21 protein-coding genes are annotated in these 24,154 nt (G+C 64.4%); 16 read left to right on the forward strand and 5 right to left on the reverse strand.

Features of this window, described 5'->3' with window-relative positions:
• Positions 1–43: 43 nt before the first annotated feature.
• The gene (locus tag AB4Y34_RS28025; RefSeq protein WP_368717854.1) at positions 44–1,615 is read right to left on the reverse strand and encodes a mannose-1-phosphate guanylyltransferase/mannose-6-phosphate isomerase; all 1,572 of its coding nucleotides are present in this window, start codon (positions 1,613–1,615) and stop codon (positions 44–46) included.
• 190 nt (positions 1,616–1,805) lie between these two features.
• Here AB4Y34_RS28025 and AB4Y34_RS28030 point away from each other — a divergent pair, with 190 nt between their 5' ends.
• The 16 genes from AB4Y34_RS28030 (at position 1,806) to AB4Y34_RS28105 (ending at position 20,637) form a co-directional block, all read left to right on the forward strand.
• Complete coding sequence (locus AB4Y34_RS28030; protein ID WP_368717855.1) at positions 1,806–1,991, forward strand: hypothetical protein; 186 nt, start codon at positions 1,806–1,808, stop codon at positions 1,989–1,991.
• Between the two features lie 230 nt (positions 1,992–2,221).
• Positions 2,222–3,619 carry an undecaprenyl-phosphate glucose phosphotransferase gene (locus tag AB4Y34_RS28035; RefSeq protein WP_368717856.1) on the forward strand — a complete coding sequence of 466 codons (1,398 nt, stop codon included), beginning with the start codon at positions 2,222–2,224 and terminating at the stop codon, positions 3,617–3,619.
• Positions 3,620–3,700: 81 nt separating this feature from the next.
• Entirely contained in the window at positions 3,701–5,146 is a 1,446-nt protein-coding gene (locus AB4Y34_RS28040; protein ID WP_176377798.1) for a UDP-glucose/GDP-mannose dehydrogenase family protein, read from the forward strand.
• Between the two features lie 33 nt (positions 5,147–5,179).
• Positions 5,180–5,635: an exopolysaccharide biosynthesis protein gene (locus AB4Y34_RS28045; protein ID WP_018431976.1), complete on the forward strand. Its 456-nt coding sequence runs from the start codon at positions 5,180–5,182 to the stop codon at positions 5,633–5,635.
• Positions 5,629–6,834, forward strand: a complete 1,206-nt coding sequence (locus AB4Y34_RS28050; RefSeq protein WP_176377797.1) for a polysaccharide biosynthesis/export family protein — start codon at positions 5,629–5,631, stop codon at positions 6,832–6,834. The genes AB4Y34_RS28045 and AB4Y34_RS28050 overlap by 7 nt, the downstream gene beginning before the upstream one ends.
• A gap of 140 nt (positions 6,835–6,974) precedes the next feature.
• Positions 6,975–9,173: a polysaccharide biosynthesis tyrosine autokinase gene (locus AB4Y34_RS28055; protein WP_368717873.1), complete on the forward strand. Its 2,199-nt coding sequence runs from the start codon at positions 6,975–6,977 to the stop codon at positions 9,171–9,173.
• Positions 9,174–9,229: 56 nt separating this feature from the next.
• Positions 9,230–10,171: a glycosyltransferase family 2 protein gene (locus tag AB4Y34_RS28060; RefSeq protein ID WP_368717857.1), complete on the forward strand. Its 942-nt coding sequence runs from the start codon at positions 9,230–9,232 to the stop codon at positions 10,169–10,171.
• Complete coding sequence (locus AB4Y34_RS28065; RefSeq protein WP_176108557.1) at positions 10,168–11,328, forward strand: glycosyltransferase family 4 protein; 1,161 nt, start codon at positions 10,168–10,170, stop codon at positions 11,326–11,328. The genes AB4Y34_RS28060 and AB4Y34_RS28065 overlap by 4 nt, the downstream gene beginning before the upstream one ends.
• A gap of 3 nt (positions 11,329–11,331) precedes the next feature.
• Positions 11,332–12,834, forward strand: a complete 1,503-nt coding sequence (locus AB4Y34_RS28070) for a glucose-6-phosphate isomerase (RefSeq protein WP_368717858.1) — start codon at positions 11,332–11,334, stop codon at positions 12,832–12,834.
• Complete coding sequence (locus AB4Y34_RS28075; protein WP_368717859.1) at positions 12,831–14,060, forward strand: glycosyltransferase family 4 protein; 1,230 nt, start codon at positions 12,831–12,833, stop codon at positions 14,058–14,060. Before AB4Y34_RS28070 ends, AB4Y34_RS28075 begins: the two co-directional genes overlap by 4 nt.
• Positions 14,061–14,130: 70 nt before the next feature.
• Positions 14,131–15,297 (forward strand): glycosyltransferase family 4 protein, encoded by a 1,167-nt coding sequence (locus AB4Y34_RS28080; protein WP_368717860.1) that lies wholly within the window; start codon positions 14,131–14,133, stop codon positions 15,295–15,297.
• A 250-nt stretch (positions 15,298–15,547) separates the two neighbouring features.
• Complete coding sequence (locus tag AB4Y34_RS28085; protein ID WP_368717861.1) at positions 15,548–17,926, forward strand: ATP-binding protein; 2,379 nt, start codon at positions 15,548–15,550, stop codon at positions 17,924–17,926.
• A 37-nt stretch (positions 17,927–17,963) separates the two neighbouring features.
• The gene (locus AB4Y34_RS28090; RefSeq protein ID WP_368717862.1) at positions 17,964–18,695 is read left to right on the forward strand and encodes a methyl-accepting chemotaxis protein; all 732 of its coding nucleotides are present in this window, start codon (positions 17,964–17,966) and stop codon (positions 18,693–18,695) included.
• Positions 18,692–19,231, forward strand: a complete 540-nt coding sequence (locus tag AB4Y34_RS28095; protein ID WP_368717863.1) for a hypothetical protein — start codon at positions 18,692–18,694, stop codon at positions 19,229–19,231. Before AB4Y34_RS28090 ends, AB4Y34_RS28095 begins: the two co-directional genes overlap by 4 nt.
• Before the next feature lie 28 nt (positions 19,232–19,259).
• On the forward strand, positions 19,260–20,240 hold the full coding sequence (locus tag AB4Y34_RS28100; protein WP_368717864.1) for a chemotaxis protein CheX: 981 nt from the start codon (positions 19,260–19,262) through the stop codon (positions 20,238–20,240).
• A 31-nt stretch (positions 20,241–20,271) separates the two neighbouring features.
• Entirely contained in the window at positions 20,272–20,637 is a 366-nt protein-coding gene (locus tag AB4Y34_RS28105; RefSeq protein WP_368717865.1) for a response regulator, read from the forward strand.
• A 41-nt stretch (positions 20,638–20,678) separates the two neighbouring features.
• On the opposite strand, the gene gmd is transcribed toward AB4Y34_RS28105, so the two are convergent.
• From gmd to AB4Y34_RS28125, 4 genes are all read right to left on the reverse strand, one after another.
• Entirely contained in the window at positions 20,679–21,722 is a 1,044-nt protein-coding gene (gmd, locus tag AB4Y34_RS28110) for a GDP-mannose 4,6-dehydratase (RefSeq protein ID WP_013089460.1), read from the reverse strand.
• A 56-nt stretch (positions 21,723–21,778) separates the two neighbouring features.
• Entirely contained in the window at positions 21,779–22,528 is a 750-nt protein-coding gene (locus AB4Y34_RS28115) for an SGNH/GDSL hydrolase family protein (RefSeq protein WP_368717866.1), read from the reverse strand.
• A complete protein-coding gene (locus tag AB4Y34_RS28120) occupies positions 22,525–23,607 on the reverse strand; it encodes an acyltransferase family protein (RefSeq protein ID WP_368717867.1) in 1,083 nt (360 codons plus the stop codon). The genes AB4Y34_RS28115 and AB4Y34_RS28120 overlap by 4 nt, the downstream gene beginning before the upstream one ends.
• A gap of 266 nt (positions 23,608–23,873) precedes the next feature.
• Positions 23,874–24,134, reverse strand: coding sequence for a hypothetical protein (locus tag AB4Y34_RS28125; RefSeq protein WP_176108545.1), 261 nt, complete (start codon positions 24,132–24,134; stop codon positions 23,874–23,876).
• Between the last annotated feature and the right edge of the window lie 20 nt (positions 24,135–24,154).

Genomic DNA, 24,154 nt, shown 5'->3' on the forward strand with positions numbered 1-24,154 from the left:
CGCCGCCGCAGGGTCCCGCATCGTTATCGCGGCCGGTCGCGCGTCATTGCCGTCCGTACGTATCGTCGAAGCGCACGATATCGTCTTCACCGAGGTACGAACCGGACTGCACCTCGATCATTTCGAGCGGCATCTTGCCCGGGTTTTCGAGGCGATGCGTGGTGCCGAGCGGAATATAAGCCGACTCGTTTTCAGACACGATAAAGCGCTCGTCGCCGCGCGTGACGAGCGCGGTGCCGCGCACGACGATCCAGTGCTCCGCGCGATGATGATGCATCTGCAATGACAGCCGCGCACCCGGCTTCACGACGATCCGCTTGACCTGGAAGCGTTCGCCGGTGTCGACGGAATCGTAGTTGCCCCACGGGCGATGCACCTTGCGATGATTGGCCGCTTCGAGCCCGCCATCCTCGCGAATCCGGTTGACGATCTTCTTGACCTCCTGCACGCGTGATTTATCGGCAACGAGAATCGCATCGGCGGTCTCGACGACGACGAGATCCTGCGTGCCGACGCAGGCAATCAGTCGTCCTTCGGAATGCGCGAAGGTCGAGTTCGCACCTTCGAACATCACGCGGCCGCGGCTCACATTGCGATCGGCGTCCTTCTCGGAGATGTCCCAGATCGCGTCCCACGAACCGACGTCGGACCAGCCGGCCATCAGCGGCACGACCACGCCCGACGCGATGCTCTGATCGGCGCCGAGCTTTTCCATCACCGCGTAGTCGATCGAATTCGACGGCGACGCGCCGAACGCATCGCGTTGCAGCCGGAAGAAGTCGCCGTCCGCCGTGCTGCCCGCGAAGGCCGCTTCGCATGCTCCGTAAATGGCCGGCTGAAAATGGCGAATCGCTTGGAGCCACGTCGATGCGCGCACGATGAAAATACCGCTGTTCCACCAGTATTCGCGTGATTCGACGTAGTGCCGCGCGAGTTCCAGATGCGGCTTTTCGACGAAGCTGTCGAGGCGGTGCGCGACGAGGCGCGCCGATGCATCGGTCTGTCCAGCATCCTGCGCATCGTCAGAACCGAGCGGCGCGCCGATGCGGATATAGCCATAGCCGGTTTCCGCGCGCGTCGGCACGATGCCCATCGTCACGATCCGGCCGGCGGCCGCATGCTGGACGCCGGCGGCGACCGCCGCGTGAAAGCCTGCGCTGTCGGTGACCGCGTGATCGGCGGGCATCACGACCATGATGCCGTCTTCGTCCTGCGCTGCGACGGACAACGCGGCCACCGTCAACGCGGGCGCGGTGTCACGGCCTACCGGTTCGAGTATCAGCCGGCTCGGCTTGCCGCTCGTGCGCAACTGTTCGGCCGTCGTGAAGCGTTGTTCTTCGTTGGCGACGACCACGAGTTGTCCAGCGAGCGGATAGCCGGCTTCGAGCCCGTCGAGACGGCGGGTCGTCGATTGCAGCAGCGACTCGTCGCCGAGCAGGCCGATCAGCTGCTTCGGATGCTGCTCGCGCGACATCGGCCACAGCCGGGTGCCCGAGCCGCCCGCGAGAATCACGGGATGAACCTTGAGCTTGACGCTGGTTCCGGTTGGGGAGGTGGACGAAGGGGCGGCGGTGGGCCGGGTGCCGGCGGGCGTGACCGGGGCCGGAGCTGTCATGGTGAACTCTCCTCGAGGCTGGATGAATGCGTCGAGTTTTATCACGAAGTCGAGAATCAATAAAAGCGCGTTAAATACAATTCGGATAAAGCGCGCGTCGAATTTATTCGAAATGCCGGAAAAAATGTGCCACCGATCGATTCAAAAATAAAAATTACCTAAAAAAATCGACAAGCATTTTTTTCGCTTAATGATGCGCAAGAATGATGACACTCATGGAGCCGGGCGCCCCCGGCAGAACTGTTGGAAAAGCGCAAGTTTCGGTGGGCAAGGCCTCGGATGGGCGGGTGTGAAACCGCTGTCGAGCCTGATTGCGGCAAAAATTACCTCTCAAAATGCACAAAAAAATGCCGAAATTTTGACCGATACAATTTGAGATTTTTTACGGCCTTGCCGTGCGAATTTTAATACCGCTTTATTGAGGCATGTCCAAGGGTATTCACTCATTCGGCCGCGGTTTTTCCGCGGTGGTCTATTCATGCGCATTCAGTCCAATTCAGCCGCGAGGCAAATGGGAAATAAAAGCGCAATGGTGAAACCCGCATGCAACACCCATTTCAACCAACCGACGGATCGCACTTTGACTGACGAACAGAGGGGCGGCGCATGCTGAGCGTTCTAGCGAGAATCATCGACATAGCCATGGTCGCGCTCGCCGCGATGGTGGCGGCGGCCGTGCACAGCGGCGGAGCGGTATGGCTCGACGATATGCAAAGCGTGTCGCTCGCGTTCGGCTGCCTGCTGGTGGTGGTGTTCTTCCCGGCGCTCGGCATCTATCAGTCGTGGCGCGGCAAGCCGCTCTACGATCTGCTGTCGCGCGTCACGGGCGGCTGGCTGATGGTCGAAGTGACCGGCGTGCTGATCAGCTTCAGCGTGCACCGCGCCGACAGCCTGTCGCGGCTGTGGCTCGTGTACTGGGCGCTCGCGTCGATCGTGCTGCTGGTCGTCACGAAGGTGATCGTCTATTCGATCCTGCGCGGACTGCGACGCGAGGGCTTCAATCAGCGCGCGGTCGCGATCGTCGGCGGCGCGCCTTACGGGCGCTTCCTGATCGAACAGATGAAGGGCCGGCCGGAAGCCGGCTTCACGCCCGTGGTCGTGTTCGACGAGGACGGCACGATCAATCCATATGAAGACCCGGACGCGGCGCACGCGGTCGCGGGCGTGCCGGTCGAGCGCGACTATCAGCGCATGATCGAGCTGGTGCGACAGCGCTCGATCCGCGAGCTGTGGCTCGCGCTGCCGATCTCAAAGGAGAAGGCGATCCATCGCTTCGTGAGGGATCTGCGCAACGACTTCGTGAACATCCGCTTCATCCCCGATGTCGGCAGCCTGACGCTGTTCAATCAGCCGATGGTCGAGCTGCTCGGCGTGCCCGCGATCAACCTCGCCGCCTCGCCGATCACCGATCTGCGCGTGCTGCCCAAGCGCGTGTTCGACAGCCTGTTCGCGCTCGGCGCGTTGCTCGCGCTGTCGCCGCTGATGCTCGTGATCGCGCTGATGGTGAAGCTCAGCTCGCCGGGACCGGTGTTTTTCCGCCAGCGCCGCAAGGGCATCGACGGCCGCGAGTTCGAGATCTTCAAGTTCCGCTCGATGAAGGTCCACAAGGAAGCGGCCGGCCAGATCACCCAGGCGACGCGGCGCGATCCGCGCATCACCGCGGTCGGCGCGTTCCTGCGCCGCACCAGCCTCGACGAGCTGCCGCAGTTCATCAACGTGCTGCGCGGCGAGATGTCGGTGGTAGGTCCTCGTCCGCACGCGCTCGAGCACGACGACATCTACAAGGATCTGGTGAAGGGCTATATGCACCGCTACCGGATCAAGCCCGGCATCACCGGCTGGGCGCAGATCAACGGTTATCGCGGCGAAACCGACCGCATCGAAAAGATGATGGGCCGCGTGAAGCTCGATCTGTACTACATGCAGCACTGGACCTTCTGGCTCGACATCAAGATCGTCGTGCTGACGCTGTGGAAAGGCTTCGCGAGCAGCAACGCCTATTGAACGTGGAGCGCCGGGCCGCGCCGATGCCGCGCATCGCGCGAGCGCATTCCTGAATCAACTTTATTTATCGAGGTGCAATCCATGAACCTGACGATCATCGGTAGCGGCTATGTCGGCCTCGTGACCGGCGCATGTCTGGCCGACATCGGCCACGACGTGTTCTGTCTCGACGTCGATCAACGCAAGATCGACGTGCTCAACAACGGCGGCGTGCCGATCCACGAACCGGGTCTGCAGGAGATCATCGCGCGCAATCGCCGCGCGAAGCGCCTGACGTTTTCCACCAACGTCGAGGCCGCGGTCGCGCACGGCGACATCCAGTTCATCGCGGTCGGCACGCCGGCCGACGAAGATGGTTCCGCCGATCTGCAGTACGTGCTCGCCGCTGCGCGCAACATCGGCCGCCATATGAACGGCTTCAAGGTGATCGTCGACAAATCGACGGTGCCGGTCGGCACCGCATCGCGCGTACGCGAAGTGGTCGCCGCCGAGCTAACCGCGCGCGGCGTCGAGCAGATGTTCTCGGTGGTCTCGAATCCGGAGTTCCTGAAGGAGGGCGCGGCGGTCGAAGACTTCACGCGGCCCGATCGCATCGTGCTCGGCTGCGACGACGACGTGCCCGGCGAAAAGGCACGCGAACTGATGAAGCGCCTGTATGCGCCGTTCAATCGCAATCGCGAACGCACGCTGTATATGGACGTGCGTTCCGCCGAGTTCACCAAGTACGCGGCCAACGCGATGCTGGCGACGCGCATCTCGTACATGAACGAGCTCGCAAATCTGGCCGATCGCGTCGGCGCGGATATCGAGGCGGTGCGCCGCGGCATCGGTTCCGACCCGCGCATCGGCTACGACTTCCTGTACGCGGGCTGCGGCTATGGCGGCTCGTGCTTTCCGAAGGACGTGCAGGCGCTGATCCGCACCGCCGCCGATCACAGCGCAAACCTGCGCATTCTCGAAGCGGTGGAAGCGGTCAACGACGCGCAGAAGCAGATCCTCGCGCAGAAGATCGTCGCGCGTCTCGGCGAGGATCTGTCGGACCGCACGTTCGGCGTGTGGGGTCTCGCGTTCAAGCCGAACACCGACGACATGCGCGCGGCGCCGAGCCGCGAGCTGATCGCCGAACTGCTGCGCCGCGGCGCGCGCGTGAAGGCCTACGACCCGGTCTCGATCGACGAAGCGAAGCGCGTGCTCGCGCTCGATCTGAAGGACGTGCCGCAGCAGCATGCGCGCCTGTCGTTCGTGAACGAGGAGATGGAAGCGGCGAGCGGCGTCGATGCACTCGTGATCCTGACCGAATGGAAAGTCTTCAAGAGCCCCGATTTCGATGCGCTGAAGCGCATGCTGAAGACGCCGCTGATTTTCGATGGCCGCAATCTGTACGAGCCGGATGTGCTGCTCGAACTCGGCATCGAGTATCACGCGATCGGCCGGCGGCACGCGTTGCGCACTGCGCCGGCACGGGTCGGCGCGAACGGCGCGCTGCATGCGGAGGACCTCGCCGCCGCGGAAACCTCCGGCCGCTGAGGCCATTGCGACCGCCGCGCGAGGAAATCCGCCATGTTCGCCAACGTTCTGATCGTGTGTCACGCCAACGTGTGCCGCTCGCCTGCCGCCGAGATGCTGTTCAAGGCGCGTCAGGCGCGCGCGCCGCGCCCGGGCGCCGCGCCGATCGCGTTTCATTCGGCGGGCATTCGCGCGGTGAACGGCCACGGCATGGACCCGGTGATGCGGCGCCTGCTCGAAGAGCGCGGCGTCGCGGCCGGCCTCCATCACGCGCGGCGTCTCGACCGCTCGCTCGTGCGCGCGGCCGATCTCGTGCTGGTGAGCGAGCGCGCGCAGGTGAGCAAGGTCGAAGCGCTCGATCCGTCCGCGCGCGGCAAGGTCTATCCGCTCGGCAAGTGGGAAGCCGATTCGGACGTCGCCGATCCGCACGGCGGCGCGGAAGACGAATACAGGGAGAGTCTCGTGCTCATCGAACATCTGGTCATGGGATGGCTGAAAAAAATATGCTGAAGCAACCCCGCATCGAAAACTCATTCGCGAGCTTGCGCACGAAGCTCGCCGCCTCACTTCTGCTGACGTCATTTCTGTCGGCCTGCGCGACCGCACCGGGCAATTATCTCGACACGTCGCGGCTCAAGGACACCGATCAGGCGCCGAGCGAAACCTATCCGGTCCATCTGATCGACGCGAACCTGATCATGGCGCAGGCGCAAGCCGCCGCCGAGAAAACGCAGCCGTTGCCCCCCTCGGCGCTGTCCGATCCGTCGCTGTACGTGTACCACCTCGCGCCGCAGGACATTCTCGGCATCACCGTGTGGGATCACCCCGAGCTGACCACGCCGCAGGGCAGCACCTTGTCCTCGGGCGGGAACACCACGCAGACGATCGCGGGCGCGTTGCAGCAGCCGTATACGGCCGCGCTGCCGGGCCAGGCCGATCCGTACGGCCAGACCATCGCCGCCGACGGCACGATCTTTTTCCCGTTCGTCGGCCGCATCCAGGCCGCGGGGAAGACCACCACCCAGCTGCGCGATCAGCTCGCCGCGCGCCTCGTGCCATATATCCGCAATCCGCAGGTCGATGTGCGCGTGCTGTCGTATCGCAGCCAGAAGGTGCAGGTCACCGGCGAAGTGAAGCAGCCGGGACCGCTCGCGGTCAGCGACGTGCCGCTGACGCTGGTCGACGCGATCACGCGCTCGGGCGGCACCAACCCGGACGCCGACATCCAGCGCGTGCGCCTCACGCGCAACCACAAGCTCTACGTGCTCAACGCCGATCGCATGCTCGATCAGGGCGACACCAGCCAGGACGTGATGCTGCAGAACGGCGACGTGGTCAACGTGCCGGACCGCACCGACAGCCGCATCTTCGTGATGGGCGAAGTGAAGACGCCCACCCAGGTGCCGATCATCCGCGGCCGCATGACGATCGCCGATGCGCTCACGCAAGGCGGCGGCATCCTCAATACCGACGCCAATCCGCGCCAGATCTTCGTGATGCGCGGCATGCGCGAGCATCCGACCACGCCCGAGGTGTTCCGCCTCGACATGACGCAGCCGGACTCGATCATGTTGTCTTCGCAGTTCCAGTTGCAGCCGCTCGACGTCGTGTACGTGGGCACCGCCGCGTCGACGACGTTCAACCGCGTGTTGCAGCAGGTGCTGCCGAGCGTGCAGACGCTGTTCTATCTGAAGCAGCTGACGCGCTGAACGTTTGGGCTGTAACGTCCCGCGCGCGCCGTTGTTGTCCGGGCGGCGCGGGACGCGCAACGAAAGCAGAAGTACCGCTGACGCGAAAGCCGAAGCCAACGACACGGGATGGAACAGTGAGCAATCAACTCTCTCCACACATGGCTGGTCCGATCAAGACCGAAGAAGAAGACGTCGTCCTCGGACAACTGGTGCAGGTGATCCTCGACGACATCTGGTGGCTGCTCGCGATCACCGCGGTCATCGTCACGATGGCGCTCGCGTACTGCTACCTCGCCAAGCCGACTTATTCGGCCGATGCGCACGTGCGCGTCGAGCCGTCCGACAGCATGTCGCAGGCGCTCACGCAAACGCAGACCGGTGCCGCGATCACCAGCGGCTCGACGTCGCTGCCGACCGACGCCGAGATCGAAATCATCAAGAGCCGTGGCGTGGTCGCCCCGGTCGTGCAGCAGCTGAAACTGAACTTCAGCGTGACGCCGAAGACGATCCCGCTGCTCGGCAACATCGCCGCGCGCCTCGCCACGCCGGGCCAGCCCGCACGCGCGTGGCTGGGGCTCACGTCATACGCCTGGGGCGGTGAAGACGTCGAGGTCGATTCGATCGACGTGACGCCGTCGCTCGAAGGCGAGAAGCTGCTGCTGCGCGTGATCGACGCGCAGCACTATGAGCTGTTCGCGCCGAACGGCTCGCTGCTGCTGCGCGGCGAGGTCGGCCAGCAGGCGCAGGGCGGCGGCGTGACGATGGTCGTCAACCAGCTGGTCGCGCGCCCCGGACAGGAGTTCACGGTCGTGCGCTCGAACGATCTCGACGCGATCACCGCGTTCCAGTCGGCGATCACGGTGCAGGAGCAGGGCAAGCAGACCGGTGTGATCCAGATCTCGCTGGAGGACAAGAGTCCGCAGCATGCGGCGCTCGTCGCCAATGCGCTCGCGCAGTCGTATCTGCGGCAGCACGTGTCGAACAAGCAGGCCGACGCGAGCAAGATGCTCGACTTCCTGAAGAGCGAGGAGCCGCGCCTGAAGGCCGACCTCGAACGCGCGGAAGCCGCGCTGACCGCCTACCAGCGTCAGTCCGGCTCGATCAACGCGAGCGACGAGGCGAAGGTCTACCTCGAAGGCAGCGTGCAATACGAGCAGCAGATCGCCGCATTGCGGCTGCAGATGACGCAGCTCGCCGAACGCTACGGCGACGACCATCCGACGCTCGTCGCCGCGCGTCAGCAGATGGCCGAGCTGCAGGCGCAGCGCACCAAATACGCGGACCGTTTCCGCGATCTGCCGGCCACCGAAGTGAAGGCCGTGCAGTTGCAGCGCGACGCGAAGGTCGCCGAAGACATCTACGTGCTGCTGCTCAATCGCGTGCAGGAACTGTCGGTGCAAAAGGCGGGCACGGGCGGCAACGTGCATATCGTCGACGCGGCGCTGCGCCCCGGTGCGCCGGTCAAGCCGAAGAAGATGCTGATCATGTCGGCGGCGGTGATTCTCGGGCTGATCGCGGGCACCGGCTTCGTGTTCCTGCGCCGCAATCTGTTCAAGGGCATCGACGACCCCGATCACGTCGAGCGCGCGTTCCATCTGCCGGTGTTCGGCCTCGTGCCGCAAAGCGCCGAGCAGGTGCAGCTCGAAAACAGCTATGCGCGCGGCGGCGAACGGCTGCGTCCGGTGCTCGCGAATGCGCGGCCGAAGGACCTGACGATCGAAAGTCTGCGCAGCCTGCGCACCGCGATGCAGTTCACGCTGATGGACGCGCGCAATCGCATCGTGATGCTGACGGGTCCGATGGCCGGCGTCGGCAAGAGCTTCCTCAGCGTGAACCTCGCGATGCTGCTCGCGCATTCGGGCAAGCGCGTGCTGCTGATCGACGGCGACATGCGGCGCGGCGCGCTCGAACGTCAGATCGGCGGCGCGCAGGAGAACGGCCTGTCCGAGTTGCTGAGCGGGCAGATCTCGCTGGAAGAGGCGATCCGCCCGTCGAACGTCGAGGGCCTCGCCTTCATTTCGTGCGGCCGCCGTCCGCCGAATCCGTCCGAGCTGCTGATGTCGCCGCGTCTGCCGCAGTACCTCGACGGCCTCTCGAAGCGCTACGACGTGATCCTGATCGACACGCCGCCGGTGCTCGCGGTGACCGATGCATCGATCATCGGCGCGTATGCGGGCTCGACGTTCTTCGTGATGCGCTCGGGCATGCACAGCGAGATCGAGCTAGCCGACGCGCTGAAGCGCCTGCGTGCGGCCGGTGTGCACGTGCAGGGCGGCATCTTCAACGGCATGCCGGCGCGCTCGCGGGTCGGCTACGACCGCGGCTACGCGGCGACCCAGGAATACCTGAGCACGTGAGGCGCGCAGCGTAATCAAGCGCCGACTTCTGCACAACAGGAACCGAGGACATCACGATGAAACTGACGGTACTGGTACCGACTTATCGCCGCCCGGCCGATCTCGCGCGCTGCCTCGCGGCGCTCGAGCGGCAATCGCGCGCGCCCGACGAAGTGATCGTGGTCGCGCGTGTCGACGACGACGCGACCCATGCATGCCTGCGCGATCCGTCCACGCGCGGCCGCCTGCCGCTGGTGATCGCGCCGGTGGACATACCCGGCCAGGTCGCGGCGCTCAATCGCGGGCTCGATGCCGCCAGCGGCGACGTGATCGCTATCACCGACGACGACGCCGCGCCGCGCCGCGACTGGGTCGAGCGCATCGCCGCCGCGTTCGAAGCCGATGCGCGCCTGGGCGCCTTGGGCGGGCGCGACTGGGTGCACCAAAAAGGCCGCGTGCTCGACGGCGAGCGGCCGCTGGTCGGCAAGGTGACCGCGCACGGCAAGATCATCGGCAATCATCACCTGGGGGTCGGTGCCGCGCGCGAAGTCGACATCCTGAAGGGCGCCAACATGAGCTACCGGCGCGACGCGGTGCGCACGATCCGCTTCGACGCGCGTCTGCGCGGCGCGGGCGCGCAGGTGCACAACGACATGGCATTCAGCCTCGCGGTAAAGAACGCGGGCTGGAAGCTCGTCTACGACCCCCAGGTCGCCGTCGATCATTTCCCCGCCGAACGTTTCGACGACGACAAACGCGACGCGCAGACGATGGCCGCGCTGCGCAACGCCGCGTTCAACTTCCATCTGATCCTGCGCGACCAGTTGCCGCCGCTGCGCCGCGAAGCCGCGTGGTGGTGGTGGACGCTGGTCGGCACACGGCTTTATCCGGGCCTCACGCATGCGGCGCTCGCGCTGCTGTCGAAGCAGGCGCAGTTGCAGCTGTCGCGCTGGCGCGAGGTGCGCGCGGGCGCCCACGAAGCGCGGCGCGCGCTGTCGAAGAGCGGAGTGTCCGCATGAGTACCAAGGTTCATGTTCATCTGTTCTACGGCGCCGATCCGCGCTTTTATCGCAAGGGCGACGATATCGGCTGTCTGTACGGTTATCACCACGCGGAGTCCGAAGCATTCGCGCTGACCTATTCGCAAGACGCGCGCGAAAGCCGGCCCGTACGGCTCGTGCGGCGCGCGCTGAAGGCCGCGCTCGGCTTCGATTTCATCCATACGTGGCGCAATCGCGCCGAGATGCTGCGCTCGGACGTGATCTGGACGCATACCGAGCAGGAATGGCTGTCCGCCGCGCTGATGCTGCTGCTGTGCGGCCGCAAGGCGGGGCCCGGCGCGTCGCCGCTGCTGCTCGCGCAAAGCGTGTGGCTGCTCGACAAGTGGCCGTCGTACGGCATCGTGCGCAGCTGGCTGTATCGCAAGCTGATGACGCGCGCCGATCGGCTGACCACGCTCGCGAGCGAAAACGCCGAGCTATGCCAGGACTACTTCCGCCGCGACGCGACGCCGCTGCTGTACGGCCTGAACACGCGCGACTTCCCGGTCAATGCGCCGACGCAGTGGACGCCGCGCACGCCGCTGCGCATCGCGGCGATCGGCAACGATCGCGACCGTGACTGGGAGACGCTGATCAAGGCGTTCGGCAACGATTCACGCTATTCGGTGAAGCTCGCGACGCGGCGGCGGATTCCCGCGTCGCTGCGCGCGTCGAATGTCGAGATCGCGCTGTTCTCCGGCATCAAGAAGCAGCACGAGCTGTACGACTGGGCCGACGTGATCGTCGTGCCGTTGCGACCGAACTCGCACGCATCGGGCATCACCGTGATGCTCGAAGCGGCGGCGGTCGGCAAGCCGATGGTCGCGACCGACGTCGGCGCACTGCGCGACTATTTTCCCGCCGACGAAGCCGCCTACGTGCCGCCGTTCATTCCGGAGGCGCTGCGCGCCGCGGTCGACCGGCTCGCCGCCGACCCCGCCGAGGCGCTGCGCCAGGCGCAGGCAGCCGCGGCCGGCCTGCTCGCGCGCGATCTGACCACCGAGCACTACGCGATGCAGCACGTGCGGATCACGCGCGAGATGCTGAGCGCGCGCGGGCAGGCGAGCGCGCACGCGGCCGCGGCCAGGCACGAGCAACGCGCCGCACCTGCGCGCGAATCGCGCGGAGGCCTCTAGGCGATGTCGACGATTCCGCGCGCGAACCCATTGCCGCCGGCCGGCGCGGGCAACGCCGGCGCCGCGCAAACCAATGCGAGCGGGCTGCTGTCCGGCGCAACGCGAGAATGGCTGCCGCCGCTGTTGCTGTGGCTGATCACCGCGGTGCTGATCGTCGCGCATCAGGGCACGGTGCTGACGCTCGCGTTTCCGGTGCTCGCGATCCTCACGGGCCTGTGGCTCTACTTCAAGAGCCCGGCGCGCTATATCGGCTTCATGTGGTGGCTGTGGTTCCTGAGCCCCGAAGTGCGGCGTCTCGCGGACTGGTCGAAAGGCGCGTTCACGCCGACCAGCCTGATCCAGGTCGCGCCGCTCGCCGTGACGATGATCAGCGGCCTGTCGCTGCTGCGCTACTACCGGCTGCTCGCGCAGCGCCGTGGTTTGCCGGTGCTGCTGATCCTGCTCGGCCTCGTCTACGCGTTCCTGATCGGCGTGATGTCGAGCGGGCCGCTTGCGGCCACCTACGACCTCGCGAACTGGCTCTATCCGATCCTGATCGGCTTTCACATCATGGCGCACACGCGCCAGTATCCGCAGTACCGCGACACGATCGTGGGCACGTTCATCTGGGGCATGCTGGTGATGGGCGGCTACGGCCTGATCCAGTTCTTCATCATGCCGCCGTGGGACGCGCTGTGGATGCTCGGCTCGCAGATGAACTCGCAGGGCGACCCGGTGCCGATGGGCGTGCGCGTGTTCAGCACGATGAATTCGTCGGGCCCGTTCGCGTTCGCGATGATGGGCGCGATGGTCTTCGTGATGGCCGCGCAGCACCGCGTGCGCTGGATCGCCGCCGGGCTCGGCTTCTTCTCGTTCGCGTTGAGCCTCGTGCGCTCGACGTGGGGCGGCTGGGTCATCGCGCTCTTCATCCAGCTGGTGAAGTCGAACAACAAGGTGCGCGTGCGCATCGTCGCGAGCGCGGTGCTGCTCGCCGGCTTCTGCGTCCCATTGCTAGCGGTCGGTCCGGTGGCCGAACGGATGCAGGCGCGCCTGAACACGATCGTCAACCTGCACGACGACCAGAGCTACGCGGCGCGTAACGAGTTCTACGCGACCTTCGCGAAGACCGCGTTTACCGACGTGTCGGGCGAGGGCATGGGCGCGACCGGCACCTCCACGAAGCTCTCCAACGACGGCGGCCAGCTCGGCCAGTACGGCAACTTCGACAGCGGCGTGATGAACATTCCGTTCGTGCTCGGCTGGCCCGGCACCTTGCTGTATATGTCCGGCATCGTGTGGCTGCTGACGCGCGCGGTGCTCGCGTCGTTCAGGCTGCGCGACGACAAGTTCGTCTCCTCGTGCCTGAGCCTGTGTCTTGCGACCTTCGCGATGCTGGTGTTCACGAACTCGCTGGTCGGCACCGGCGGCCTGCTGCTTTTCATCGGCGCTTTTTCGATTCTTTCCGCGGTTCACTACGAAAAAATGAACCGTGCACGCACGCTATTTCTCCACGGAGGCACGGATTGAGAGTCGCCATAGTCACGCACGTAGTGCGTCATAACGACGGCCAGGGGCGCGTCAATCACGAGATCGCGCGCGCGGCGCTCGACGAGAACATCCGCGTGACGCTGGTCGCGTCGCACGTGGCGCCCGAACTGCTCGCGCATCCGAACGTGCGCTGGGCGCCGGTGAAGATCGGCCGCTGGTGGCCAACCAATCTGCTGCGCCAGCAGGTGTTCGCTCTCAAGAGCGCGCTATGGCTGCGCGCGCATAGGCGCGACTACGACGTGCTGCACGTGAACGGCTTCATCACGTGGATGCGCGCCGACGTCAATACCTCGCATTTCGTGCATAGCGGCTGGTTCGCGAGCAAGTACTACCCGTTCGGTTTGACGAAGGGCGTGTGGTCCGCGTACCAGTCGGTCTATACGCGCTGCAATGCGCTGCTCGAACGCTGGGCGTACCGGCGCTCGAAGGTGATCACCGCGGTGTCGCAGAAGGTCGCCGACGAAATCCGCGCGATCGGCCTCACGCCGCGCAACCGCGTGGACGTGATCTACAACGGCGTCGACACGCAAGGCTTCGCGGCGGCGAGCGGCGATCGCGCAAAGTTTCGGTTGCCGGACGATGCGTTCCTGCTGCTGTTCGTCGGCGATCTGCGCACCCCGCGCAAGAATCTCGGCACCGTGCTCGCCGCATTGAAGCATCTGCCCGAGCACGTGCAGATCGCGGTGGCCGGCTTTCTGCCGGGCAGCCCGTATCCGGAACAAGCGAAGGCGCTCGGCATCGCGCATCGGGTGCATTTTCTCGGGCTCGTGAAGGAGATGCCAGTGCTGATGCATTCGGTCGACGCGTTCGTGTTTCCGTCGCGCTACGAGGCGATGAGTCTGTCGCTGCTCGAAGCGATGGCGGCGGGGCTGCCCGTCGTGACCGCGCGCACCGCGGGCGGCGCCGAGATCATCACGCCGGCGTGCGGCATCGTGCTCGACGATCCGGACGACCCGCAGGCGCTCGCTCGCGCGGTCGCGCAACTCGCCGGCGACGACACCGCGCGCCGCGCGATGGGCCAGGCCGCGAGCGAGCTCGCAACCGGCTTCGGCTGGGCGCGCATGGCCGCGCAATACATCGCGCTGTACCGGCAACTGGCCGGGCAGCAGGAAAACCGCCGGCGCATCCAGACGGAGGCGACGGCCGTCGCGCAGAACGATGCGCTGACGCTGAATCAACTCGCCGGACAGAAGAGCGTGGAATGAACGCGCGCGCCGCGCCATCCACGCAACGACATAGCAACTCACCGCAAGCAACACACAGGGGCACACCATCATGACGACTGGCTCAATCAAATCACTGCAGATCGGGATGCACTGGTTTCCCGAACGCGCGGGCGGCCTCGACCGCATGTACTACTCGCTGGTCGGCGCGCTGCCGGGCGCGGGCGTCGCGGTGCGCGGCGTCGTCGCCGGCTCGCCGAAAGTCGCGGCCGATACCGGTGGCGCGATCAACGGTTTCGGCTCCGCCGCGCAATCGCTGCCGTTGCGGCTGATGGCGGCACGCCGCGCGCTGCGCCAGGAGATCCGCCGGTCGCGGCCCGACGTGATTTCATCGCACTTCGCGCTCTATACGTTTCCGGGCCTCGACGTGACGCGCGGCATTCCGCAGGTGTCGCATTTCCAGGGGCCGTGGGCCGACGAGAGCCACGTCGAAGGCGCCGATTCGCTCGGCCAGCGCGCGAAGCGTTATCTGGAGCAGTCGGTGTACGCGCGTTCGTCGCGGCTGATCGTACTGTCGGACGCGTTCGGCAAGATCCTGACGACGCGCTACGGCATCTCACCGGAGCGCGTGCGCGTGGTGCCGGGCTGCGTCGACGTCGAGCAGTTCAATCTGCCGATCACGCAGGCCGAAGCGCGTCTGCGTCTGCAATTGCCGCAGGATCGGCCGATCGTGCTGGCGGTGCGACGGCTGGTGCGGCGCATGGGTCTCGAAGATCTGATCGATGCGGTGAAGCTGGTAAAACGCAGCGCGCCCGACGTGCTGCTGCTGATCGCCGGCAAGGGGCGGCTCGAAAGCGAGCTTCAGGCGCGCATCGACGACGCGGGGCTCGAACACAACGTGAAGCTGCTCGGCTTCGTGCCCGATCAGCATCTCGCGGCGCTATATCGTGCGGCCAATCTCAGCGTCGTGCCGACTGTCGCGCTGGAAGGCTTCGGGCTCATCACGGTCGAATCGCTTGCGTCGGGCACGCCGGTGCTGGTGACGCCGGTCGGCGGATTGCCTGAAGCGGTGGCGGGCTTGTCGCCGGATCTGGTGTTGCCGGAGACCGGCGCAGCGGCGATCGCCGCGGGTCTCGCCGGCGCGTTCAACGGCACGCTAAAGCTGCCCGATGAGGATGCATGCCGCCGCTATGCGCGCGAGCGCTTCGATAACGCGGTAATCGCGAAGCGGGTCGCGGCGGTGTATGCCGAAGCGATCGCGGGGGACGCACTGCATTGAAGCGCAGCGGGCCAACGAAAAAGGCCATTAATAACGGCATTTTTCTTGCGAACTTGAGCCCGGATCAGCCCTGATTCACGAATTTATCGACCTTATTTTTCAAATCCCTAAAACGTGTGGTCCGGCGTCGACTTCGTCACGTTGACGTCACACATCCGCGACGATAATCCCCGCGCCCGAAAGTACAAAAACACACGGGCGTCCCGCTCAATGCGTGGACCTTGTATTTTCAGACCTCGGGGATTCTCAGATGACCATCCGTCACCGCATCACGCTACTCGTCATTCTGATGCTCGTCGCGTTATCCGCCATTGGTGGATACGCTGTGCTTCAGACTCGCAACAGCGCCGCCAACGTCAGACAGGTTACCCAGGGTGTCGTGCCGAGCGCGCTCGCGTCGGCCGACCTCGTGTCGCAGCTCAAGGACGTGCAGCTCGCGATGATGACGCTCGTCTATGCGCCTGACGAGAACATGGTCTCGCAGGCGCGAGACCTGGTGAAGAGCAAGGAAGCGTCGCTGCGCGCGGCGCTCGACGTGCAGGCGAAGGCCGCGCAAGGTCAGGCCCAAACCGGGCTCGTGAGCCAGGCGCGCGACAGCCTCGCCAACTATTTCAACGCGGTCAACGACACCGCGAAGATGAAAGCCGACGGCAAGAACGAACTGGCGCAGGCGTATCTGTTCGCGAACGTCGCGCAATACCGCGATGAACTCGAAGGCATCGTCGAGACGCTGCGAATCGAGAAGAACCGCCAGAAAGACGCCGCGATCGACGACCTGAACAGCGCGCTCGCCACCACGACGACGGCGATCGGCGCCGCGACCGGCGCGGCCATCGTCGTGCTGCTGCTGATCAGCGCGCTGCTGTATCGCCAGATCACCCGGCCGCTGAGCCGCATGCAGGTGGAGATGAGCGAGATCGCGGCAAGCCAGGACTTCACGCGCCGCGTGCCGGTCGGCCGCATGGACGAGATCGGTCATTCGATCGTCGCGTTCAACGGCATGATCGAGAAGATCCAGCAAAGCTCGCTGCAGTTGAAGCAGAAAACCGCCGATATCCAGGCGATGCTGCAAAACATGCAGCAGGGGATTCTGACGGTGGTCGAAGGCGTGGTCGTGCATCCGGAATACTCCGCGTATCTGGAGGCGATCTTCGAGACTCGCGAGATTGCGGGCCGTCCGCTGCTCGACCTCGTGTTCGGCGGCACCGGTATCAACAGCGATGAGCTCGCGCAGATCGAAGCGGCGCTGCACGCATGTATCGGTGAAGACAGCATGAACTTCGAGTTCAATCAGCACCTGCTGGTCAACGAGATCGCCAAGCCGATGGCCGATGGCCGCGTGAAGACGCTCGACCTGAGCTGGTCGGCGATCACCGACGAACACGACGTCGTGCAGCGTTTGATGCTGTGCGTGCGCGACGTGACCGAACTGCGCGCGCTCGCCGCCGAGGCCGGCGAACAGAAGCGCCGGCTGGAAATGATCGGCGAGATTCTCGCGGTGAGCCAGGAGAAGTTCCATCACTTCGTCGAAAGTGCGACGGGCTTCATCAGCGAGAACGAGCGGATCATCCGTCAGCATCACGAGCCGAGTCACGAAGCGGTCGCCGAGCTGTTCCGCAACATGCACACCGTCAAGGGCAATGCGCGCACCTACAGCCTTCAGCATCTGACCGGCGTCGTCCACGAAACCGAACAGCGGTACGACGCATTGCGCCGCGCGGACGGCGGCGAAGCGTGGGACCAGCAGCTTCTGATCGACGATCTGCAGCGCGTGAAGGCCGCGCTCGAAACCTACGCGACGATCAACGAAGTGAGCCTCGGCCGCAAGGGTCCGGGCCAGAACGGCGCGGTGGATCGCTACCTGATGGTCGATCGCGAGTTGATCCAGAAGCAGTTGGACTTGCTCGAAAGCGCCGATCCGGCCGACCGGGACGCACTCGTGTCGATGCGCGAATCGTTGCAGCGTGAGCTGCGCCTGTTGGGCACCGAATCGATCTACGAAGCGCTCGCGGGCGTGCTCGAATCGCTGCCGTCTCTGGCGGCCGAACTCGGCAAGGAAGCGCCGATCGTCAGCATCGACAACAACGGCTACCGCGTGCGCAGCGAGGTCAGCAATACGCTCCGTAATGTGTTCACCCACCTGCTGCGCAATTCGGTCGATCACGGCATCGAGCCCGCCGCCGAGCGTATCGCGAACGGCAAGGACGCGGCCGGCGTCATCGAGCTGGAAGTGGGCATCGACCATCACGCGCTGCAGATCACCATCAGCGACGACGGCCGGGGTCTCGCGCTCGCAAAGATCCGTGCCGCGGCGATCGAACGCGGCTGGATCGACGCCGATGCCGTGCTCAGCGACGAAGCGATTGCCGAGCTGATCTTCCGTTCCGGCTTTTCGACCGCGCAGAGCGTCAGCGAGATTTCGGGCCGCGGCGTCGGCATGGATGCGGTGCGCGATTTCGTGCGGCGCGAGCATGGCCGCATCGAATTGCGTTTCACCGACGATCGTCGCGGCGCCGACTATCGCCGCTTTCAGACCGTCGTGTCGTTCCCCGAGGACTGGGCGGTCGACAGTCTCGATGCGTCCACCGATGCAGCGCGCGAGCGTGACGCGGATGCGGTAGCAGGCTGATCGCCTGATCGATTGAACTAAGCGATGGGAGCAGGTTGTGTTTGAAAGTTATCTTGTGGCCGCAGGCGTTGGCGGTATCGTCTGCGCGCTCGCGACGGGAATTTATTATCGTCGGGGGCTTCGCGCCAGTGCGGAAACGCAGCGTGTCGACACGCTCGCGCGGCAAGCCCTCGAACAGCAACTCGACGCAGCGCTCCAGGCCGGTGAGCGGGCCAACGGCGAGCGCGCCGCCCTGGAGGCGATGCTCGCCGATCTGCGCGCGCAGGCCGAGCAGGGCGAGCGGAAGCGCGAATCATTGCAGGCGAGCCTCGACGCCGCGAGCACGCGAAGCGACGAATGGCTGCAGCATGCGACGCGGATCGCGCACGAGGCCGCCCGACTGAAGACGCTGACGATCACGTTCGAGCGCTGGCACGAGCAGATGATTTCGCTGATGTCGCAGAACCGCGACATGCACAAAAAGAACCAGGAGCTGTCGTCGATCGTGCAGCACGTGCTGATCGTTTCGCTGAATGCGTCGATCGAAGCGGCGCGCGCCGGCACCGCGGGTCGCGGCTTTTCGATCGTCGCGGGCGAAGTGCGTTCGCTCGCGTCGCGCTCGCAGGAACTGTCGAAGAGCTATCAGGAGAGTCTGCATCGCAACGATCTGACGACCGCGGCGACGTTCCAGGACATCCAGGCCGGCGGCAAGATGATCACGGCGTCGCTCGGCGGCGTCGAGGCGCTGGCGACCCAGTTTCAATCCAGGCTCGAGCAGGCCGCAGCGTGATTACAGATCAGGCGTTGCAAAGCATCGCGGACATCTTCTGTCACGCGGCTCGCGCGAGATTGCCCGCGACGCCGGGTGACGCGTGCGAGATCAGCGCGGTGCCGAGGGGGGATCGCGATCATCCGCCCGGACCTTGCGCGATGGCGCTGACGATCTCGTCGATCGGTTTTCGTCTGCTGTTCGTGCTGCATTTCAGCAAGGACGAAGCAACGCGCGCGTACTACGCGAGCGGCGACACGACGCGTTCGCTGTCCGAAACGCTGATGGAACTCGGCAACCTTTGCTGCGGCTACATGAACCAGCAACTGGTCGAGCATTTTCCCGATCTCGGCATGTCGACGCCGTATGAATTGAACAGCAGCTGTATCGAGTATCTGGACGAGTTGCGGCCCGATCACGTGTGGGCGTACGAGCTGACGATCGGCGCTGCGGCCCGGCTGGGCGTGACGTTATGCATATGCGCGCAGGCGCCACTCGATTTTAAGGCTGAATTCGCGGCGGCTGACGAGGCCGCTGGCGTACTCGAACTTTTCTAGCAACACTGCATTCGCAGACTGAAACACGATGAATACCAGCAAGCCCGTCAGCAAGGTGCTCGTGCTCGACGACTGTCCGGCACACGCGCAGGCGCTGAAGCTCTTTTTCGACGAGCACAACCTGATTGCACTGAAGGTGCGCGACAGCAGCCGCCTCGGCTCGGTGCTTGCCACCAATATCGATCTCGGCGGCGTTCTGCTGGCGGACAACTACGGTGGATCGGTCGAACAGGCGGCGACGACCGCGGCGCGGATCAATATCTTGCGCCCCGAACTGCCGGTGATCCTGCGTTCGAGCGGCAACTTGCCCGTCGAACAGCTTCCGAAGCCGTTGAAGAACGCGGCATGCGCGCATTTCTATGGCGCCGATCTGACGGCGCTGCGTGAAGCCGTCGATCAATACATCTTCAGCCTCGACTTCCCGAATGCGCTCGTGCGCGGTATCGCCGAGATCACGGAAGCGCGGCTCGCCACGTTATTCGATGGCGTCACCGTGCAACGCGACACACCGAGCGTCGTACGCGATCGCATCATCTTCGGCGAGGTGTTCAGCCTGATTCCGCTCGAAGGCGCCTGGTGCCGCGGCTATATGTTGATGCAGGCCGAAGAGGAACCGCTGCTCTGCATGATCGAGCGCGATCGCGCCGCACGCGGTCCCGGCATGGGCGCGGCGCAAGCGGGCTTTCGCGATCTGAACGACGTGCTCGGCGAATTGACGAATCTGATCTGGGGCGCGTTCAAGGACCGGTTCCTCGCTGCGCGGAACGCTCGCGAAGCGAGCCAGGTGCAGGTGCCTCTGCTCGTCAATCACCAGCACCGCTATATCTCGTTCGGCTCGGACAATCCGCAGTTGCGGTTTCAATACCGATGGAGCCACGCGGCGAGCGGACAATCGGTGTCGATCGACCAGCGCTTCGTTTTCAACCTGAGCTGGTCACCCGAAGATTTTTCTGAAAACACGGTGGATGTCGACGATCTGGTCGAGTCCGGCGAACTGGATCTGTTTTGATACTACGCGTCGGTGGCGCAAGGGAATGGCTATGGCAAAGATTCTGGTGGTGGACGATTCGAGCACGGTACGCGAAGAAGTGGCGGGCTTTCTGGCGAAAAACGGTCTGGACGTCGCGACCGCCATCGACGGCAAGGATGGTCTTACGAAGCTGAAGACGGATTCGAATATCCGCCTGATCGTCAGCGATGTGAACATGCCGAACATGGACGGCCTGACGATGGTCGAAAAAATTCGCGGCGAACTCGCGAACAAGACCGTCAACGTGATCATGCTGACGACCGAAAGCAGCCCAGCAATGAAGGAGCGCGGCAAGGCCGCCGGCGTGAAGGGCTGGATCGTCAAGCCGTTCAAGGGCGATGCGGTGCTGGAGACGTTCCGCAAACTGGCGGGTTGACGCAATAGTGTGCGGCGAACCCGCCGCACACGGATGCCGTGTTAGAACGTCTCGTGGTGCTCGTTGCGTGCGATGTCCGCCTGCACCATCATCTGGCACAGCTGTTCGAGGGAGGTTTGCGGTTGCCAGCCGAGCGTGTCGCGCGCCTTGTCCGCGCAGCCGATCAGCAGGTCCACTTCGGCCGGCCGATAGAACTTCGGGTTCACGCGCACGAGCGTCTTGCCGGTTGCGACATCGATGCCGGTCTCGCGCTCGTCCTTGCCCGACCATTCCAGCTGGAAGCCGGCCGCCGTGAACGCCATGCGCACGAAATCGCGAACCGTTTCGGTGCGACCGGTCGCGAGCACGAAGGTGTCCGGAGCGTCGGCCTGCAACATGCGCCACATGCCCTCGACGTATTCGAGCGCAAAGCCCCAGTCGCGCTGCGCGCTCAGGTTGCCGAGTTCGAGCACGTCCTGCTTGCCGAGCTTGATCTTCGCGACCGTGTCGGTGATCTTGCGTGTGACGAATTCGCGGCCACGTAGCGGCGATTCGTGATTGAACAGAATGCCGCTGCTCGCGAACAGGTTGTACGACTCGCGATAGTTGATCGTCGACCAGTGCGCGAACAGCTTCGCGACGCCATACGGGCTGCGCGGGTAGAACGGCGTGCTTTCGCGTTGCGGCACCGCCTGCACGAGACCGAACATCTCGGAGGTCGACGCCTGGTAGAAGCGCGTCTTCGGGCTCAGGATACGCAGGCCTTCGAGCAGATTCAGCGCGCCGACACCGGTCACTTCGGCGGTGGTCACCGGCTGGTCGAACGACACGCCGACGAAGCTCTGCGCGGCGAGGTTGTACAACTCGTCGGCCTGGGTGCCGTCGAGCAGACGCAGCGTCGAGCCGAGGTCGGTGAGGTCGTGTTCGACCAGACGCAGATTCGGATGATCGAGCACGCCAAGCTCACGCATGCGCCAGAAGTTGACCGAACTCGTGCGCCGGTAGGTGCCGGTCACGTGATAGCCCTTGTCGAGCAGCAGCTTGGTCAGATAGGCGCCGTCCTGTCCGGATACGCCGGTGATGATCGCTTTGCGTGGTTGGCTCATAGTTTGCCTTCTAGTTTGTGAATGAAAAAAGAACGGAACGCGCGTAAAAGCGTGGCTCAATGTGTTTCGTCCAGCAGTCGCCGCACCAACGGTTCGACGACTCGATAGTCCTGTTCGGCCTTCAGCCGGTACAACTCCGATTTCGGATGCGCGCCGTCCGACATCAGCGATTTCCAGTCGGGCAGGCCGCTCACATACGCGTATTGATCGACGAGCGGCACCCGCTGTTCGGCGGCCACGCGTCGCGTCATCGCGACCATCGTCGCCAGCTTCGCGTTGAGCCGGTTATCGGGCATCGGGTTCGAGGTCTGCAAAACAGGCTGCTTGCCGAGTGCTCGCGCCGTTTGCACAAGCGATGTTTCGGCCGAGTAGAACTGCTCGGGCGTCTGGTTTTGCATCACTTCATTGATGCCGTAGTTGATCAGCACGATTCGCGCGGACGAGGCGGCGAGACGTTCGCGCCACGGCAGGCCCGCCGTCGTTCCCGCGCGGCGATTGCCGGTGCCGTCGCGCAACTGCCAGGCCATCGTGCCGCCGACGCCGTAGTTCGTGACGCGCACGCGCTCGCCGTCATGCGCCTGCAACGCCTGCTGCAGATACGTGGCGGCATTGCGCGCTTGCGGGCCGCAGTGGCCATCGCTGCAGGTGATGCCGAGCGTGGTCGAATCGCCGTACGCGTCGATCAGCACTTGCGACGGCGATGACGTTGGCGGCTCGTCCACGGCCGCGCTCGTTGTCGGCGCGAGTAACGTCAGCGCCGACACGACGCCCAGCACGTGGGCAGCAACAACGGCCAGGCGGTTCATGCGCGGCTTTGCGGTGCTTGCCGCGCAACGCTGGCGCCGGCAGTCGCCGTCGCTCTCGTGCCGCGCGTGGCGAAAATCAGGCGCTTCTCGAACGCGAACCATGTGATGCTCGCGTACACGAGCGTGATCGCGAGCGCGATCACGGCGCTCAGATAGCGATTCAGATGCAGCGGCCACACCATGTACAGCACGCTCAGGTGGATCAGATAGATCGTGTAGCTGATCGTGCCGATATAAACGAGCACGGGGTTGCACAACAGCCGCTTGACGATGCCCTTGCTCTGCAGTGCGATCACCACGATCGACGTGCAAAGCACCAGCGACACGCTATAGAGCCCCGCATTCGACAACGGCGTGTTCGCCGCGCGAAAACGCGGGAAGTGCAGATGCAGCCATGCCAGCACCGCGAGAGCGGCGAGCGCGCCGAGCACCGCGAGTCCCTTGTACGGTTCGAGCGCATTGCGATCACGCCGCACGGCCACCGCGAGCAGCGCGCCGGCTGCGAGCAGGTCCATGCGGAACGGCGTCAGGTAATAGATCGGCCAGAACGAATCGAGCCACGGCGTCGCAAGCGCGCGCAGCAGCGGCACCAGCACGATCAGCGCCGCCGCCACGCCGCCGAGCAGACGCTCGGGTACCAGCAGGATCACGAACGGCCAGAAGATGTAGAACTGCTCTTCGACCGCGAGCGACCACAGCACGTTGAGGCTATCGTGACCGCTTTGATTGAGCGCATCGCCGATATTGGTCGCGAAAAACGCGTACCAGTACCAGTGCTGTGCCCACGCGAGGCCGAACAGCACCGACGACACGGCCATCAGCAGCAGGTACGGCGGCAGGATGCGGCGCGCGCGCCGCGCATAGAAATAGCTGAAATACGACTGCTGACGCGACTTGCGATCGAGCAGGATGCCGCTGATGAGAAAGCCGCTCAAAACGAAAAACAGATCGACGCCCATCCATAGCGGCGCTTTCAGCGCGTGCTGCGCGAACACCGCGAGCACGGCGATCGCACGCAGACCGTCGAGTTGCACGATGCGGGAATGGGAGGGCGCGAGGGGCAATGCGCTGGCTGTCATGAACCGTCCATGGTGTAAAGCGGATGGGCCGGGCGAAGGGCCGCGCGGTTCGCAACGGATAGCCGGCGAACAGGCGCGCCCTTCGCGTCGCAACTGAAGTGCAATCGATTCTAGGGAAAAGAAAATCGAGAAAAAATCTATTGGAATGGGTTAATTAAATCAGATTGAAACAGGGTATTTCTTTGGCCATTCCAGAAAGATTTATATGGTTATGTGGCGGGCGCCGGGCAGTCCGCAATAAATGCGTATTGCGTAATCCCACATCGCTACGAACGGAAGATCGCGGCGACGGAGGCGCGCGCGACGCCGCGGCTTTCGTTTTCATCGATTTTTAAATTCATTTCTTTTGCGACATATAAGCGAACGAATATTTTTGAATTATTTTCGACTTTCGTCATTGCATTTTTTCCGCGTAACTTAGTCGTGCGGACGGCTGCCTTCAGGCGCCGCGCTTCAATCGGTTGCGCTTCGTTTCGCTTTACCACATCACTGATTTTCGCCCCGAGCGGGCACGGGTCCGCGTGCATCGCGTTGACCGGACATCGAC

The organism is Paraburkholderia sp. BR10954, assembly GCF_040965775.1.
In the GTDB taxonomy this organism is placed as follows: domain Bacteria; phylum Pseudomonadota; class Gammaproteobacteria; order Burkholderiales; family Burkholderiaceae; genus Paraburkholderia; species Paraburkholderia youngii.

Bases quoted from the DNA above. Each gene is read 5' to 3' on its own strand.
- AB4Y34_RS28025 (WP_368717854.1), bottom strand. From the start codon at position 1,615: ATGACAGCTCCGGCCCCGGTCACGCCCGCCGGCACCCGGCCCACCGCC.
- AB4Y34_RS28030 (WP_368717855.1), top strand. From the start codon at position 1,806: ATGATGCGCAAGAATGATGACACTCATGGAGCCGGGCGCCCCCGGCAG.
- AB4Y34_RS28035 (WP_368717856.1), top strand. From the start codon at position 2,222: ATGCTGAGCGTTCTAGCGAGAATCATCGACATAGCCATGGTCGCGCTC.
- AB4Y34_RS28040 (WP_176377798.1), top strand. From the start codon at position 3,701: ATGAACCTGACGATCATCGGTAGCGGCTATGTCGGCCTCGTGACCGGC.
- AB4Y34_RS28045 (WP_018431976.1), top strand. From the start codon at position 5,180: ATGTTCGCCAACGTTCTGATCGTGTGTCACGCCAACGTGTGCCGCTCG.
- AB4Y34_RS28050 (WP_176377797.1), top strand. From the start codon at position 5,629: ATGCTGAAGCAACCCCGCATCGAAAACTCATTCGCGAGCTTGCGCACG.
- AB4Y34_RS28055 (WP_368717873.1), top strand. From the start codon at position 6,975: ATGGCTGGTCCGATCAAGACCGAAGAAGAAGACGTCGTCCTCGGACAA.
- AB4Y34_RS28060 (WP_368717857.1), top strand. From the start codon at position 9,230: ATGAAACTGACGGTACTGGTACCGACTTATCGCCGCCCGGCCGATCTC.
- AB4Y34_RS28065 (WP_176108557.1), top strand. From the start codon at position 10,168: ATGAGTACCAAGGTTCATGTTCATCTGTTCTACGGCGCCGATCCGCGC.
- AB4Y34_RS28070 (WP_368717858.1), top strand. From the start codon at position 11,332: ATGTCGACGATTCCGCGCGCGAACCCATTGCCGCCGGCCGGCGCGGGC.
- AB4Y34_RS28080 (WP_368717860.1), top strand. From the start codon at position 14,131: ATGACGACTGGCTCAATCAAATCACTGCAGATCGGGATGCACTGGTTT.
- AB4Y34_RS28085 (WP_368717861.1), top strand. From the start codon at position 15,548: ATGACCATCCGTCACCGCATCACGCTACTCGTCATTCTGATGCTCGTC.
- AB4Y34_RS28100 (WP_368717864.1), top strand. From the start codon at position 19,260: ATGAATACCAGCAAGCCCGTCAGCAAGGTGCTCGTGCTCGACGACTGT.
- AB4Y34_RS28105 (WP_368717865.1), top strand. From the start codon at position 20,272: ATGGCAAAGATTCTGGTGGTGGACGATTCGAGCACGGTACGCGAAGAA.
- gmd (WP_013089460.1), bottom strand. From the start codon at position 21,722: ATGAGCCAACCACGCAAAGCGATCATCACCGGCGTATCCGGACAGGAC.
- AB4Y34_RS28115 (WP_368717866.1), bottom strand. From the start codon at position 22,528: ATGAACCGCCTGGCCGTTGTTGCTGCCCACGTGCTGGGCGTCGTGTCG.
- AB4Y34_RS28120 (WP_368717867.1), bottom strand. From the start codon at position 23,607: ATGACAGCCAGCGCATTGCCCCTCGCGCCCTCCCATTCCCGCATCGTG.
- AB4Y34_RS28125 (WP_176108545.1), bottom strand. From the start codon at position 24,134: ATGCACGCGGACCCGTGCCCGCTCGGGGCGAAAATCAGTGATGTGGTA.